10 protein-coding genes are annotated in these 15,319 nt (G+C 60.0%); 9 read left to right on the top strand and 1 reads right to left on the bottom strand.

Going from position 1 to position 15,319, the window contains the following annotated elements; translation table 11 throughout:
- Positions 1 to 415: 415 nt before the first annotated feature.
- The 5 genes from LNV09_RS06905 to feoB all read left to right on the top strand — a co-directional run bounded on the left by LNV09_RS06905 (position 416) and on the right by feoB (position 7,514).
- Positions 416 to 2,398 carry a TonB-dependent receptor gene (locus tag LNV09_RS06905; RefSeq protein ID WP_263556358.1) on the top strand — a complete coding sequence of 661 codons (1,983 nt, stop codon included), beginning with the start codon at positions 416 to 418 and terminating at the stop codon, positions 2,396 to 2,398.
- 2 nt (positions 2,399 to 2,400) lie between these two features.
- Complete coding sequence (locus tag LNV09_RS06910) at positions 2,401 to 2,937, top strand: YfiR family protein (protein WP_263556359.1); 537 nt, start codon at positions 2,401 to 2,403, stop codon at positions 2,935 to 2,937.
- A 90-nt stretch (positions 2,938 to 3,027) separates the two neighbouring features.
- Positions 3,028 to 5,292: an ATP-binding protein gene (locus LNV09_RS06915; RefSeq protein WP_263556360.1), complete on the top strand. Its 2,265-nt coding sequence runs from the start codon at positions 3,028 to 3,030 to the stop codon at positions 5,290 to 5,292.
- Between the two features lie 64 nt (positions 5,293 to 5,356).
- Positions 5,357 to 5,626 (top strand): FeoA family protein, encoded by a 270-nt coding sequence (locus LNV09_RS06920; RefSeq protein ID WP_263556361.1) that lies wholly within the window; start codon positions 5,357 to 5,359, stop codon positions 5,624 to 5,626.
- Positions 5,619 to 7,514, top strand: a complete 1,896-nt coding sequence (feoB, locus tag LNV09_RS06925; RefSeq protein ID WP_263556362.1) for a ferrous iron transporter B — start codon at positions 5,619 to 5,621, stop codon at positions 7,512 to 7,514. The genes LNV09_RS06920 and feoB overlap by 8 nt, the downstream gene beginning before the upstream one ends.
- 18 nt (positions 7,515 to 7,532) lie before the next feature.
- Here feoB and LNV09_RS06930 read toward each other — a convergent pair whose 3' ends face one another.
- Entirely contained in the window at positions 7,533 to 7,910 is a 378-nt protein-coding gene (locus tag LNV09_RS06930) for a hypothetical protein (protein WP_263556363.1), read from the bottom strand.
- Between the two features lie 313 nt (positions 7,911 to 8,223).
- On the opposite strand from LNV09_RS06930, the gene LNV09_RS06935 reads away from it, so the two are divergent.
- The 4 genes from LNV09_RS06935 to LNV09_RS06950 all read left to right on the top strand — a co-directional run bounded on the left by LNV09_RS06935 (position 8,224) and on the right by LNV09_RS06950 (position 15,303).
- Positions 8,224 to 8,640, top strand: coding sequence for a hypothetical protein (locus LNV09_RS06935; RefSeq protein WP_263556364.1), 417 nt, complete (start codon positions 8,224 to 8,226; stop codon positions 8,638 to 8,640).
- A gap of 155 nt (positions 8,641 to 8,795) precedes the next feature.
- Positions 8,796 to 10,619, top strand: coding sequence for a patatin-like phospholipase family protein (locus LNV09_RS06940; RefSeq protein WP_263556365.1), 1,824 nt, complete (start codon positions 8,796 to 8,798; stop codon positions 10,617 to 10,619).
- Positions 10,598 to 14,602 (top strand): non-ribosomal peptide synthetase, encoded by a 4,005-nt coding sequence (locus LNV09_RS06945; RefSeq protein WP_263556366.1) that lies wholly within the window; start codon positions 10,598 to 10,600, stop codon positions 14,600 to 14,602. Before LNV09_RS06940 ends, LNV09_RS06945 begins: the two co-directional genes overlap by 22 nt.
- Positions 14,599 to 15,303 carry a TVP38/TMEM64 family protein gene (locus LNV09_RS06950; RefSeq protein WP_263556367.1) on the top strand — a complete coding sequence of 235 codons (705 nt, stop codon included), beginning with the start codon at positions 14,599 to 14,601 and terminating at the stop codon, positions 15,301 to 15,303. Before LNV09_RS06945 ends, LNV09_RS06950 begins: the two co-directional genes overlap by 4 nt.
- Positions 15,304 to 15,319 lie beyond the last annotated feature (16 nt).

Below are 15,319 nucleotides of genomic sequence, written 5' to 3' on the forward strand. Positions count from 1 at the left end.
GCTAAAAATCATCTGCACAAAAATCGACAGAACAGGCATGTTCAGGCAGACCCGAACAAGGACCCTGCATTGTAAGAAATTTGAGTGTATCGGCGTCTAAAGGAAAACGCTAAACGTTTGCGCCCTCGATTTCGTGCAGAAAAATGCAGGTTTTCAAGGCCAACCATCCGAGGCAAGCACCGCCGTCCGCCGACCAGAGGAGTGGCTCACGAGCTTTGGCTCGACCTAACCCTGGCAAGGACACAAGGGGTTTGCATAGCTCAAGCAGCCGCCTCGCTCAAGTACAGTTCGCTCTATGAGGCGAGCCCCCTTGCCCGTTCAGGTCCCCCTGACTATCGATCAACGCATGCGAATTACTACGATATTTTGCTTCGCCCTCGCCTGCACAGCCAAAGCCTGGGCGCAGGACAAGCCATTGGATTTGACCACCTTGCCGTTTGAGAAACTCACTCAAACGGACGTGATCACCGCCTCCAAGTTGGCCAAACAAGTCAGCGACTCGCCTTCAGCGGTGTCCATCGTGACCGCTGCCGATATTCGAACCTTTGGATATCGCACGCTGGCCGACGTCATCAACAGCATGCGTGGTCTTTACACCACCTTTGATCGCCGCTATGAATATTTGGGCGGGCGCGGCTTCGGCGCGCCAGGGGATTATGTCGGCCGCATCATGGTATTGATCGACGGCAATGCCACCCAGGACAATCTCTACAACCAGGCATATATTGACAACTCAGGCTTGATAGACCTTGAGTTGATCGACCGGGTTGAATATGTCCCCGGCACCGGCTCCGTCACCTACGGCAATAATGCCTTGCTAGGCATTATCAATGTCATCACCAAAAAGGGCAGTGATTTCAATTCAGCGCAAATTGCCGCCGATGTCTTCAGCCATGGCGGACAAAAACAGCGCCTGAGCGTCGGCAAGAAGTTGGACAACGGCGTCGACGTCTTGTTCTCGGCGTCTTGGCTCAAGAGCGATGGGCAAGACCTCTACTTCCCCTATTTTGATACACCCAAACAAAATAATGGCTGGGCCGTCAACCAGGATTTTGAAGAGAATCGACGCCTATTCGGCAAGATTGAATTCAATGGTTTGAGTATGCAGGTCGCCAGTGTTACCCGGACCAAGGCGTCGCCACTGCCCAAACGCGAAGACGCGTTCAACCGCATTTACCACCTGACCGATGAAACCAGTCACGCCAGCGCCAAATACGATTTCAATATCAGTCAGAATTTGCAATCCGTTTCACGCCTTTACTACGGCCTTTATGAAGACAAGACACTGCGTGAATACGGACCGATAGACCCCAAGGAACAATTCCGACAAAACCAGCATCAAGGCCAATGGTGGGGTTTGGACCAAAAATTTGCATGGACTCGGTTTACCGGGCACACCTTGGTATTCGGCGCGGAATACCGGGATGATTTCAAGCAAGAGTTCTCTCCGGTCGCCCTTGATTCGAAAGGCCAGGAGAAGTTTCGCTACCATAGATTCCCCTATACCAACAAGACTTACAGCCTTTACGCAACCGACGAGTTTGTTGTCAGCAGCAAAGTCAGCGCCAATATTGGCGTGCGCTATGACAAACCCAATGCCATTGATTGCTCGGTCGACCCCTGCATACGCTACGCTCACAAGGCCGCCATCAGCCCAAGGCTGGCCCTGACCGTGCAGGCGGAACCCGACACCACGGTCAAGGCCTCCTATAGCCAGGCGTTCCGCCTGCCCAACCCTTATGACATCAGCTCCTCCAAGCATTCGGACTTGTTCAAACCCGAACAGGTGACCGCGACCGAATTGGTGCTGCTGCATGACGTGAGCCCCAAGCTGCGCTTGACCGGATCGATTTACCACTATGTTTTGGCCGATCAAGTCTATTTTTCCTCCACGACCGGGGCCAAGTTCTTCGACGGCCAAAGCAGAACCCATGGTTTGGAGCTGCAAATCGACCAAAGCTGGGCGGGCGATGTGCAATTGCGCGCCAGCGCCGCCTGGCAGGACGCGACCGACGTCGAAGGACTGCGCCTGGTCAACTCGCCACGCAGCCTGGGCAAAGTCAATCTCAGTTGGCCCGCACTCGACAACAGCTTGCGCATAGGACTCGAAGCCCAATACCTGGGCTCTCGCATCAGCAAGGAATTGCGCGATGGCGACGACATCGTGGTGCGTCCGGGCCGGCCGGTGGGCGGCACCACCCTGGTGAATCTGACACTGACCTCGGCGCAACGCTGGTATGGCCTTGGCGCCTCTTTCAGCATCAAAAATGCCTTGAATCGCCGATATGCCGTGCCGGCATCGATCGCGCTGCATGCAAACGAAGGGGCTGTGCTGGACACCATGCAGATGGATGGCCGGACCTTTTGGCTGCAAGTCAGCTGGGACTTCTGGAGATAGGGATGAAGCGCCTTTATCTGCCGAAGCTACTGCTCCTGCCGGCGCTGCTGGCGGGTGCATGCCTGAGCTCGACCGTGCAGGCGCAGGCAGTTCCCGAGTACGCAATGAAGGCCAGCTATCTCTACAACTTCATGATCTTTGCCGATTGGCCCGGTCTCGATGCGCAAACTCAAATAGACGGGCTGACGCTTTGTGTGCTGGGTCAGGACAATTTTGGCGAGGCCTTGAATAATTTGGAAGGCAAGAACGTCAATGGTCGCCGTCTGTCTGTCATTCGCATGAACGGGATGGCGGGCATCAAGAAATGCCAACTGCTTTTCATTACCGAGCAAGAGGCACCCAATATGCAGTCCATCCTCAAATACTTGGCCGATGCGCCGGTTTTGACCGTGGCCGATACGCCGGTGGCCGCCGGTGCTGCAATTTTGTTGTCACTGGACGGCAAACGGCTGGTGTTTGATGTCAATATCCAGCGGGCCAAAAAAGTCGGCATCACACTTTCATCCAAAGTCTTGCAATTGGCCAGAAGCACCAACTGACGCCCCGTTGAACACAGTCCAAATCCTCCTCCCACGGTGACAAGTCCTCAGCCCAGCACAGCCCTGAATCAGCCCCAGCAGCGCTCATTGGTGACGAAGCTTGAGCGCATTCTTGCTGCGGCGCTCGCCGCCGCCTTGGCAATTGCGCTGCTGCTCATTTCAGCGCAAGAGGCGGTCATGCAGCGGGCTGCGGTCATCGATGGCAGCCAAGCTTGGCTCAACACTTTGGCCGTGCAGGCCGCGTCACCGCTGGTTTTTGATGATGAGAAAGCGGCCGGTGAGATTTTGCGCGCCGCCAGCATTTACCCAGGCCTGCAGTCGGTCTACATCTTGCGCGTCAACGGCAGCATCATCGCCAGCCACCTGGCCAGCGCGCAGCTGGGCCTGAGCGCGGCGGACTTGCAATTGCAACGCCCATCTCGTTTGTTTGAAAACTCGCTGCTCTTGGCCGCGCCGGTGATGTTGTCCGACGCGCGCGTGGGCACGCTGGTTGCCAAAGTTGACCTGGCGCGTATGTGGCAGTCGATTCTTCAATTCGCCCTGGCCTTGGTGCTGACCTTGGGACTATCGGGTGCCGCCGCGCTGCTGTTCGCCCGACGCTTTTTGCACCGCGCGCTTGCGCCCATCACCGATCTGAAGCAGGTGATGGACGAAGTTTCGCAACGCGACAAGTTCACCGTGCGTGCGCAGGTGGTGGCGAATGACGAGGTTGGTGCACTCAGCCTGGTGTTCAACCGCATGCTTGATCAGATCGTCAAACGCGACAGCCAGCTGGAAGAAAGCAATACCCGTTTGCTGGCCTTGAAGGATGCGGCCGAACAGGCCTCCACTCTGAAGAGTGCCTTCCTGGCGATGATGAGTCATGAACTGCGCACGCCGATGGCAGGCATCTTGGGCATGCTCAAACTCGGCCTGCGCGGGCAGATGGAGCCGCTTGCGCGCGAACGGGTCGAGCTGGCCAGCAAGAACGCTCAAACGCTGTTGCAGATCGTCAATGACTTGCTCGACGTCTCCAAGATCGAGGCCGGCAAGCTCAAGCTGGAAACAGTGGACTTCGCTTTGCGGCCCTTGCTGGACGATGCCATGCAACTGCTGACCGAGCGAGCAGGGCAAAAGAGCATTCAGCTGGAATTGCACCTGGACCCACAAATTCCAGACTATGTGAAAGGCGACCCGACAAGGCTGCGCCAAGTGCTCTTGAACCTGGTCGGCAACGCGATCAAATTCACCGAGCGCGGCGGCGTGCATGTGGCCGCCAGCTTGGGAGCCAACCCGCATCAGCCCGGTCAAGTATCGATCTACTTCGCCGTCCAAGACTCCGGCCTGGGCATCAGCGAGGAGGCGCAAAGCCGCCTGTTCCAGAAGTTCGAACAGGCCGATATGTCGACCACACGCAACTTCGGCGGCACCGGTTTGGGCCTGTCCATCTGCAAACAACTGGTTGAGTTGATGGGGGGTGGCATCGGCTTGCACAGCAGCTTGGGGGCGGGCAGCACCTTCTACTTTGAGGTGCCCTTTGATATAGGCCAGCGGCCGCAACAAGAAATTGAGCCAGTCTTGCCGCCGCATGAGCACTCATTGCATGTGCTGGTGGCCGAGGATGCGCAGACCAATCAACTGATCGTCAAGGCCTTGCTCAACGATATGGGGCACACCATGACCCTGGTCAAGAACGGCGAGCAGGCCTTGCACGCGCTGGCACAGGAGCGCTTTGACCTGATCTTGATGGATGGCCGCATGCCGGTGATGGATGGCCTGGAAGCGACCGGTCATATTCGCGCCGGCCACTGGCGCGAACTGGTTTTTCCTGAGCCTCAGATCCCCATCATCGCCTTGACAGCCAATGCCTCGGAGCAGGACCGGGCGCGGTTTCTGAGCAGCGGCATGGTGGGATTTTTAAGCAAACCCATTGACGAGCGTGCGCTGCACCAAGTGCTTTGTCAGGTCATTGAGGAGCGCCGCAAGCTAGGCCGCCTGCTGGGGCCACGCAGTGAGCCGCAAAGCGTGCTGGAGCAGCCCGCAGCGCTGGCACCGGCCCCAATCAGCAAAAAGGAAATTCGTGCGCAGCGGGTGCGTGAATTGAAGGGGCAGATGCTGAGCGCCTTCAAGGAACAATTGCCTTTGCGCTTACAGGAAATTGATGCCGCAATTGCCCAAGCCGACTGGCCTGCTGCGGCCACCACCGTGCACGGCATCAAAGGGTGCCTGGCCTTTATCGAACCCATTGGCAGCAGCTACGATTTGAGTGACGCGCTCGAGCGTTATGCCGATCTGCATCAAAGCGATCAATTCGTCGCCGGGTTCGAGCAACTCAAGCTTGCGCTTGATCAAACGCTCAGTCAGCAAGCCTCCTAAGCGCTTGCCGGACGGGCTACAATGCGAATAATTCTCGATTGCATCGCATTTCCATTCAAAATCCATGACTAGCGAAGCCCCAAACAGCCTGGCCATGGCCGCCATCGGCGCGGCCCTGAGTGTCGTCGGCGTCAGCTCACCCGGTTACGCCCCCGAATGGGCCGAGTGGCTGGAGGAGTTGGGCTTTTTGCCGGGCGAAGCGGTGCGCGTGATGGCGCGCGGCCAGCCCGGCGCGGACCCGCTGGTGGTGCGCATTGGCCAATCGACTTTCGCGCTACGGCGGGCCGAGGCGGCCTGCATCACCGTGCTGAGCCAGAGCAAGCTTGATGCGTGAAGCCGTCATTCACGTGCATCCCAGTGGGCCGCTGTTGGCGCTGGTGGGCAACCCGAATTGCGGCAAGACCGCCCTCTTCAACCGCCTGACCGGCAGCCAGCAAAAGGTGGCGAACTATGCCGGCGTGACGGTCGAGCGCAAGGAGGGCCGCTTGAGCAGCGCGGCGGGCAAAAGCCTGCGCCTGCTGGATCTGCCCGGCACTTACAGCCTGCACCCTCGCTCGCCGGATGAGCGTGTGACCTGCGATGTGCTGGCCGGCCGCGCGCGGGGCGAGAAGCGACCCGACCTGGTAATTTGCGTACTCGACGCCACCAATTTGCGCCGCACCTTGAGATTGGTGTTGGCGGTCAAACGCCTGGGCCTACCCTGCGTGGTGGCGCTCAATATGACCGACTTGGCCGACCGTCGCGGCATCCATATCGATGCCGACAAACTGGCCACAGCGATCGGTGTGCCGGTGATTCGTACGGTCGCCACGCAAGGCGTCGGGGTGGACGAATTGAAGTTGCTGCTCGATCAGCGTGAAGTTTGGTTGCCCGCTGCCGATGCTTTGCCCGAACTGAACGCGGCCAAGCAGCAAGCCGCCAATCAAGCCAGCGACCATGCCGCCGTGCGGCAGATCTTGCAGGCGCTGGACCTCGATCAAGTCTTGCCGCATTTGCCGAGCGACCGGATCGACCGGGTCTTGCTGCATCCAGTGGCCGGCCCACTGATCTTGATGCTGGTTTTATTCCTCTTGTTCCAAGCGGTATTCAGCTGGGCCGAATGGCCCAAAGACCAGATCGAAGCCGGTATGGCTTGGCTGGGTCAACATGCGGGCACCCAACTGCCTGAGGGCTGGCTGCGCAGCCTGATCGTCGACGGCTTGATCGCTGGTGTCGGCGGCGTGCTGGTGTTTTTGCCGCAGATTCTGATACTTTTCTTTTTCATCCTGGTGCTGGAAGAGTCGGGCTACTTGCCACGCGCAGCCTTCTTGCTCGACCGTTTGATGGGCAGCGTCGGCTTGTCGGGGCGCAGCTTCATCCCCTTGTTGTCGAGCTTTGCCTGCGCCATTCCCGGCATCATGGCCACACGCAGCATCGCCAACCCGCGCGACCGTTTGGTCACCATCATGATCGCGCCGCTGATGACCTGCTCGGCACGTTTGCCGGTCTATGCCTTGTTGATCGGCGCCTTCATTCCGCAGCGCCTGGTGTGGGGTGGTTTCGAACTGCAGGGTTTGGTACTGCTGGGGCTCTACCTTGCCGGCATCGTCGGAGCCTTGGCCGTTGCCTGGGTGCTCAAACGCTTCACCAGTGGCAGCCAAGTGCGGCCACTGATGATGGAGCTGCCCAATTACCACTGGCCCAATCCGCGCAATGTGATGATTGGACTGTGGCAGCGGGCGGCCATTTTCATCAAACGCGTCGGCGGCATCATCTTGTGCTTGACCCTCGTGCTGTGGGCGCTGTCAAGCTTTCCCGGCAAGCCCGAAGGTGCCCTGGGCGCACCGATTGAGTACAGCGTGGCCGGCATGCTAGGGCGAGGCTTGGCTCATGTCTTTGAGCCAATCGGCTTCAACTGGCAAATCAGCCTGGCCTTGGTGCCGGGCTTGGCCGCACGCGAAATCGCCATCAGTGCCTTGGGCACCGTCTATGCCTTGTCGGCTGGAGCTGAGGACGCGGCGCAAGCCTTGACACCATTGATCGCGCAGAGCTGGAGCCTGCCGACGGCGCTGTCTTTGCTGGCCTGGTTTGTGTTCGCGCCGCAATGCCTGGCCACCCTGGCGGCCGTTAGGCGCGAGACCGGGGGCTTGCGCATGCCGCTGATCATGGCCGGCTACCTCTTCGGCTTGGCCTATCTGGCGTCCTTGATCACCTTCAGGCTCAGTACCTGGTTGCTGAGCTAGCGGTGGCGTTGAATTAGCTCAGCGCATCATCGAACGAATCGAGCCACATACGCTCAACAAAGCAGGTGGGTCCATGCGCCCAATAATGTTGCGTATCACCCCGCCCATCAGTTGCTGCACGCCGACCATGCCGAGATTGGCAGATTGCTGAATCACAAAGCCGGCCTTGGCTTGTTTGAGTGGGGTCAAGAAATAGAAGTCCATGCCGGCCGACATCAACACCACGACTACATCGGCCAAGGCAGCCCGGTGCTCGTCGGGTGCCTCCGCCTGCTCCATCGCAGTCAGCACCTTCAGCGTCTGCTTGCGCAAGGCCTGGCTGTGCATGAAACGCAATGAGGGTTGCGCCGACAGATCCTCAGCGCTCAATGCGGCCGCGTCTTTGCTCGCCGCCAATTGCCGCTTTGCGGTCTTGACGGCAGGAGCCGCGCTTGCTTTTGATCGTGTTTTTGAATCACTTGAAGCCGAGGGAGAAGCGGCGGCAGATTTGCGCTGAGTTGATGTCACCATGAGCTGATGATAGCGAGCAGATTGCGTCAATCGCGCAAACCGGCACGGGCTGCGCGGCCTGCGGCAGACACTCGGGTTTACGCTCATAGCCAGCAAACGCCAAACGCCGAATTTTCTTGAAAACTCTCCCTACAATCCGCGCAGACGGCCGCCAAGCTCGGCCCTGTCCATTTGCACACCGACAAATCGAAAGAAACCCATGAAAATCTCCAAGCTGATGGCCGCCCTGTTGCTGCCTTGCGCCTCTGTCGCCTTTGCCGCGCCAGCCAAGTACATCATCATCGACCACTCGACCGCGCCTTGGATGGATCAAGCCAGCGCCGAAGCCATCTGGTTGAAGGCACCGACGGCCAAATTCGTCAAGCTCTACCCGGCCAGCAAATGGGGTTTTCTGAGCCAAGTCGAAGGCGGCATTGACGCTTCCAAAACTTGCGTGATCACCGCCCGCACACTGATGCTGCCGGTCAAGGGCAAGGACCTGCTGTTCAAGCCTGCCAAGAGCGCCACCACCTTTGGATCGCAAGCCAACGCATCGCTGGAGCAGTGCAAGGCCCTGGCATCGACCAAGCTGGACGAAGCCGTGCAGGCGCTTGGTTCGGCTTTAGTGCCCAACTGAGTTTTTCGCCGGCCCACCGGCCGGCAAGTTCGGGCAAGGCCTAGCCACAAATTTCACCCGCTGTTTCGACCGAAGCAGCGGGTGTAGTTTTTTGAAAACCACTTTGCAGCGGCCTGATGTGCCTTTGGCCTGCTGCCACAGGCTAGACTGCTTTGATGCAGCCCTCCCCAAGCAGCCACGCCCGCGTGATCGAAGTTCTGCGCTCCAGCGCGGTGTTTGGCTCGCTTCACATGGAGATCATTGAGGCCTTGGCAGACGCCATGACGCTGAGCAGCGTCCGTGGCGGCGACACGGTGATTCACGAGGGCGCCGAGTCCGACGGCATCATCTTTGTGATCCATGGTGGTCTGCGGGTCTCGCGTCAGGCGGCCGACGGGCATCTGCTGCTCTACAACCAAATTCAACCCGGCCAGAGCATTGGCGAGTTGGGGATGATTCTTGGTCAGACTCGCGCCCAAGATGTCACTGCGGTGCGCGACTCACGCTTGGCTGTGCTGAGCCGTGAAGCCTACGAGCACTTGTTGCAACGCTTCCCGCTTGAACTTTCGCAGGTCTTCCTGCGGGCCGTCTATGACCGCATGCGCAATGCGCCCGATCCGGCCGACCAACATTTAGCCCAGACTTTCATTCTGCTGCCGCTTCAGTGCCCCGCGCAGGGCCAAGCCGGTAGAACTGCAACATTGGGGCAGGACATGACCCAGGCTTTTGCAAAGCATGGCCGGGTGGCGCACCTCCGGGCTGACACGGATGGGTCGAAATTGCAATGCAACGGCAAGGCCGTAGCCCATGAAGCCTTGCCGCAAATCGAAGCTGAGCATGAGTTCATTCTTTACGAAAGCTCAGGCGAAGATTGCGCCTGGACCCGCTACAGCTTTCGCCAAGCCGATCAAGTCATTCTTGTCGCCAATGCCGATGCCAACCCAGGCATCTCATCTATCGAATTGGCGCTATGCCAGGAACCCGGCTTCCAATTGAAGCGCCGCCACTTGGTGCTGCAGCACCCCCCAGGATGTCTTGAAGCGGCTCCGCCGGCACCATGGCTGCTCGGGCGAGATGTCGAGCGTATCTACCCATTGCGCCACGACCAGCTCGATGACTCGGCACGCTTGGTTCGCTTTCTGACAGGCAGCGCCGTCGGCGTCGTGTTGGGTGGAGGCGGCGCGCGCGGCTTTGCGCATTTGGGCGTACTGCGAGCACTGGAAGAATGCGGCATGCCGGTGGATCTGATCGGCGGCAACAGCATGGGCGCCTTGATCGGTGCCCAATATGCCTTGGGCCATGATTTGGCTGACATCCTTCAACGGACTCAAGCCTTTGCCTGCGGGGGTGAACGACTGACCCTGCCCTTGGTGTCACTGGTCGGGGGGCGGCGGGTCGAGCGTGACTTGAAGCGCATGTTCGGTGAACGCCAGATCGAGCAACTCTGGCGCCCCTACTTCGCCGCCGCTTGCAATCTGAGCTTGGGCCACACGCAGGTCTTGGAAACCGGGCCAATATGGAAGGCGGTATTGGCCAGCAACTCGCCGGCCGGCCTGTTTCCGCCCGTTTTGCATCAAGGCGCACTCTTGGTGGATGGCGCAATTCTGGAGAATGTGCCGGTGCAGCCGATGCGTATGCGCTTGGGAACCAAGTTAGAAAGGCGGCGCGGCAACGGCATGATCATTGCGATTGATGTCGATGTCCGCGCAAATTTGCGTGCCGACCAGGGACTCACAAGGCTGAGCGTTTGGAGCACGCTCAAGTCCAAGCTATTTGCACATGCGCCGGCGTCGCCAGGCATCGCCGACATTCTCTACAGCGCCGGCCATGTAGGCGGCATGAACCAGCGCCTTCGCACCATCTCACAGGCCGACCACTATCTGGAACCTCCGGTCGGCGAATTTGCTCTCATGGCCTATGGGCGCGGTGCCGATATTGCTGAAATCGGCTACCGCCACGCGATGGAGAAAATTGGCCAATGGGACTTCCACAAGCGGTAGGCGATGAACCCACCTTGAGGCTGGCCCTGTCGCTGAGCCAACGCGAGGTTTGGCTGGATCAGCGGGCTTGGCCGGGCAGCGCGCACCTGAATATTGGTGGAATCGGTTTTTTTGTAGGCCCGCTCGACTTGGATCGCCTCAGGAAGGCCTTGCACATCCTCACTGAGCGCTCAGACGCCCTGCGCTTGGTGCCCTGCGTCGACGGCACACAGTACTTACTGCCCAGTTTCGAACCATGTTTGGCGCTGATTGAACTGGGCGACGTACTCGATCCGAAGCAGGCGGTGTGCGACTACTGGCAACACAGCATCAGCAATCCGTTCGAGCTCGGCGCCAGTCCGCCCTGGCGCTTCACGCTACTGCGTTCCAGCAGTCAATGGCACGGGGTGACGCTTCAGTTCCACCATCTGGTGATGGACGGCTGGGGCACGACACAAGTCATACGGACTTGGAGCGAGATTTACCAGCAGCTGGCCCGAGCCAAAGGCTGCGAAACGATCGCTGCGCCGAGCTACCAGGATTTCATCGCAGAGTCGCTGGCTTACAGAAGTTCGGCGCAGTTCGAGCGAGACGCCATTTACTGGCGCGATCAGATAGGGCACCAAAGTGAACGGCTAGCGGCGCCGATGATTGAGTCCCGCCACAAGCAAACCAAGAGCAAAGACTTGCCAGCAGCCGATATATTCAAAAATCGGCTGAGCAGGTCTGAATACGATGCTCTAGCACGCTCGGCCGAGGCCTTGGGCAGTAGCATCTTCCGTTGCCTTTTGGCTGCACTAGGTTTGTATTTTTCGCGGCTGCTCGGGCGAAGCTCGGTATTGATCGGTGTGCCCAGCCTGAATCGCTCGGGCCGAAGATTTCGCTCGACTCTAGGTATGTTTGTTGGCGTCTTGGCGGTGCAGCTAGAACTCAAGCCAGGCACTACCGGCGCAAAGCTGCTGCAACATGCGGGGCTTCAAATGCAAGGCGCATTGCGCCATGCGCGCTACCCCTTGAGCGCCTTGAGTCAATCCGCCCATTTGATGCGCGAAGGTCGCGACAGTGTGCTCGATGTCCTCTTGTCTTTTGAGGTGCAAGACTTCGGCGTCAATTTCGGCTCAGCTCAGTTTGTGGAATCTCGCCAATTGTTTAATGGTGTCGCGCGCTATCCACTGGCTGTCACTGTGTGCGAGTTTGATGCCCATGCCGACCCCGAGATGATTGTCGAAGCCAGCCAAGCCTGCTTCGCAACAGGAGAGCCGGAACTCTTAGCCCACAGGCTTTGGCACTTGGCTCAGGCCCTGACCGAGCAGCCAGACCGCCCGCTTGAGCAGTTAGACATCGTGCCACCCGAGGAGCGTTGGGCCTTGCTGGAAGGTCTGCACAAAGACCTCGCGCAACTCGATGCACCGCAAGCCTATATCGATTTGTTCGAGCATCAAGCGGCGCTCTGGCCGCAACGCTGCGCCTTGGTCTGGGACAGCGGCAGCCTCAGTTATGGCGAATTGGCGCAAAGGGTTGAATGGCTGGCCAAGCGCCTGCGCGCACTGGGCGCCGCGCGCAACAAGGTCGTCGCGATGGCGATCGAACGCTCGGCAAACATGGTCATCGCCTTGCTGGCCATTTCGCGCGCTGGTGCCGCATTTTTACCACTGGACCCGCAAGCCCCCAACGCTCGCCTGGCCGGTATCTTGGCCGACAGTGGCGCGGTAGCCTTGCTGGTTGATGACGCCGCTGTCGCTGGATTGGCGGCACTGCACAGCCGCTGCCTACACGTTCGTCTGAATGAGCATGAGACCCTTGACTCTGCAGTTCCGCCCCCGCAAGCACTTTGGTCCTGGGCCAGGGCAAGCGCCGATGATTTGGCGTATGTGCTGTTCACCTCGGGCTCGAGCGGCCGGCCCAAGGGGGTGATGGTCGAACATGGCGCCTTGTCGCGCCGTCTGGCTTGGCTTTCCCGCGTCTGGGCGATCGATGCCAAGGATCGCTCCGCCCAAGGCACTCAACTTGGCTTTGACCCTTCGCTGATCGAGCTCTTGTTGCCGCTGACGCAGGGTGCCAGCATTGCCTTGCCGCCGCCCGGGCGACTGCACCCACAGCGCTTGGCCGAGTTCATCCTCAAGCATGGCGCCACCTTCAGCGCCTTGGTGCCCTCCATCCTCCCCGGTCTTTTGGCGGGCTGGCGTGGCAAGCCGGGGCTGAAGCTGCGCGTAGCCTGTTGCGGCGGCGAGGTCTTGGCGCCCGAATTGGCGGCGCGCTTTGTGCGCGAAACCGGTGCCCAGCTGTTCAATGTCTACGGCCCGACCGAGGCCACCATCTTTGCCACAGCCTGGGACTGCTCGGCCGCTTCATCGACGCCCTCGCATGCCGAGGCACCGGACCGGCCAACGAGCGTGCCCTGCGCCGACTTGCCACTGGGTCGGCCAATAGATGACAGCCGCATCTATGTCCTAGGGCCGCAACAACAGGTGCTGCCATTCGGCGCCATTGGTGACATCTATATCGGCGGTGGTGCGCTGGCTCGCGGCTATCTGGGGCGGCCCGATCTCGATCAAGATGCGTTTTGTCCCGATCCGTTCCTGGCTGCCCCGGCATTGGCCGGGTCGGTGGTCGCTTTTCCGCGCATGTATCGCACCGGCGATCGAGGCTGGTTGGACGTTCTGGGACGACTGCACTTCAGCGGCCGCATCGATCGCCAAATCAAGCTGCGTGGTTACCGGATCGAACCCGGCGATATCGAGGCCGCTTGCTGCACGCTGGCGGGTGTCGAGCAAGCGATCGTGCAAAAAATTGAACTCGGCGGCCAAGCGCTGCTGCATGCCTGGTTGGTCGGCAATGGCAGCACCGATTCGCAGGAACTGCAAGCCGGGCTGCGCCTGAGGCTGCCCGACTATATGCGGCCCAGCGGCTTCACTTGGCTGGAAGAGTTACCCCTGACAAGCACCGGCAAGATCGACTTGGCGGCCCTGCCGCTGCCGAGCGGCCAAGCCGCCCGCAGCAGCAGCCGGCGCCCGCCGGCTACGGCGATGGAGCAAGCGCTGCTCACGCTCTGGCAACAAGCACTGAGTCCGCGCGCGGCCAGCATTGGCATGGACGATGATTTTTTTGAATTGGGTGGGGACTCTCTGGCCGCGCTGAGCATCCTGGCTGCGATGGAAGATCGCTTGGGTCGCCCCTTGCCCTTGCAACTGATCAGCGAGCATCCAAGCATCGCTCGTTTGGCGCGGGCATTGAGCTTGCCAATAACCAGGTCCGATGTATTGCGATCCCTCAGTGACCCGGTGGGCGCCGGCCCTGGCAACACGAATAGCAAAGTGCCGGCCATCTATTTGGCAGCCTCGGGCCATGGCGATGTGCTGCGGCTGCAGAACCTGGCGCAAGCGCTTCAGGGCGACGCAGGGCTCTTCATGCTGCAAGCACCACTGACGCCTGCACCGACCACGATGCAGGAATTTGCCTCCTTGTACGCCGATAGCATCGAATCGCAGGGCCAGCATGGCGAGCGGCCCATTTGGCTGGCGGGCTTTTCGGTCGGCGGCGTGACCGCGCTGGAGACGGCGCTGGAATTGCAAAGGCGCGGCCGCAAGCCGCTGGGTTTGATGCTGCTCGACACCATCCACCCGGATGCGGTGTTTGGCGGCACCGCTTCTTGGCGCACGCTGGGCTGGTTGGTGCGCAAGCTGCATGTGCAGGACCTCAGCATGAACGGCCGGCGTCTGAGCGCCATGTTCAGCGACCCCGGCCTGATCAGCCAGGTGTTGGCTTTGCGAGGCCATCGCTGCCATGCTTTTGACGGCCCGGTGCTGCTGGTCAAATCAACCGGCTTGGCGAGCTGGAATCGACTGCTGTTTCAGGGTTGGCACCGCTTGATGCCCCAGCGCATACAGACTCAATTGGTCAGCGGTCTGCATGGTTCCATCTTCGAGACTCAGCATGTGGACGAGTTGGCCGAGGCCGTGCGGCAGTTCCTGGCATCGGCCCAAATCGGACATGAGGACACATGAACAATTCTGACAGCGCAGCGTTTACCGCCGACACACAGCGCCGACTCAGACTCAGGCGCCGACTGGCGCTGCTGGCGCTGCTGCTTGCGGGTTTGCTCGGACTGGCCCTGTTTTGGAGTGCCGGCAAGCTCGACCTCAACGCCTTGCTCGCTCAGTTGCGCAGCAGCGGCGCAGCCCTCGGCCCCGGCTTGGCAATGCTGGCTGCGGCGCTGGGGCTGACATTGGCGGTGCCGCTATCGGCGATCAGCCTGCTGCTGATCGCAGCACTTGGGCCTTGGCAGGGTTTTGCCTGCAGCATGGGCGCGGCACTGTTGTCCTCTGCCGCCAGCCACGCCATCGGCCGCGGCCTGGGCCATCAAGCGTTGCAAGGGCTGGCCGGGCCGCGCGTGCGCCAAGTCAGTGAGCAAATTGGCGACCGTGGTGTCTGGGCCGTGATCACGCTGCGCCTGCTGCCTCTGGCGCCGTTTGCGGTGGTCAATATGGTCGCTGGTGCCACCCATATCCGCTTGCGCGATATGTTGGTGGGCACCGCGATTGGCATGACGCCCAGCACCTTGGCGATGGCCTTCTTCATGGACCGCATCCTGCTCGCCTTGCAGCAAACCGGCCGGCGGGACTGGCTTTGGCTGGGCTTGTTTGGCCTGCTGCTCGTTTTCGCTCTGGCCTATGGCTTGCGCCGCTGGCGGCGACTTGAAAGCTGACCGAAAATAGCGTCAT

This window comes from Paucibacter sp. B2R-40, from assembly GCF_025717555.1.
Lineage (GTDB): Bacteria > Pseudomonadota > Gammaproteobacteria > Burkholderiales > Burkholderiaceae_C > Paucibacter_A.

Excerpts from the sequence above, each read along its gene's own strand:
- LNV09_RS06910 (WP_263556359.1), top strand. The coding sequence starts at position 2,401 with ATGAAGCGCCTTTATCTGCCGAAGCTACTGCTCCTGCCGGCGCTGCTG.
- LNV09_RS06950 (WP_263556367.1), top strand. The coding sequence starts at position 14,599 with ATGAACAATTCTGACAGCGCAGCGTTTACCGCCGACACACAGCGCCGA.
- LNV09_RS06945 (WP_263556366.1), top strand. The coding sequence starts at position 10,598 with ATGGGACTTCCACAAGCGGTAGGCGATGAACCCACCTTGAGGCTGGCC.
- LNV09_RS06940 (WP_263556365.1), top strand. The coding sequence starts at position 8,796 with ATGCAGCCCTCCCCAAGCAGCCACGCCCGCGTGATCGAAGTTCTGCGC.
- LNV09_RS06935 (WP_263556364.1), top strand. The coding sequence starts at position 8,224 with ATGAAAATCTCCAAGCTGATGGCCGCCCTGTTGCTGCCTTGCGCCTCT.
- LNV09_RS06920 (WP_263556361.1), top strand. The coding sequence starts at position 5,357 with ATGACTAGCGAAGCCCCAAACAGCCTGGCCATGGCCGCCATCGGCGCG.
- feoB (WP_263556362.1), top strand. The coding sequence starts at position 5,619 with ATGCGTGAAGCCGTCATTCACGTGCATCCCAGTGGGCCGCTGTTGGCG.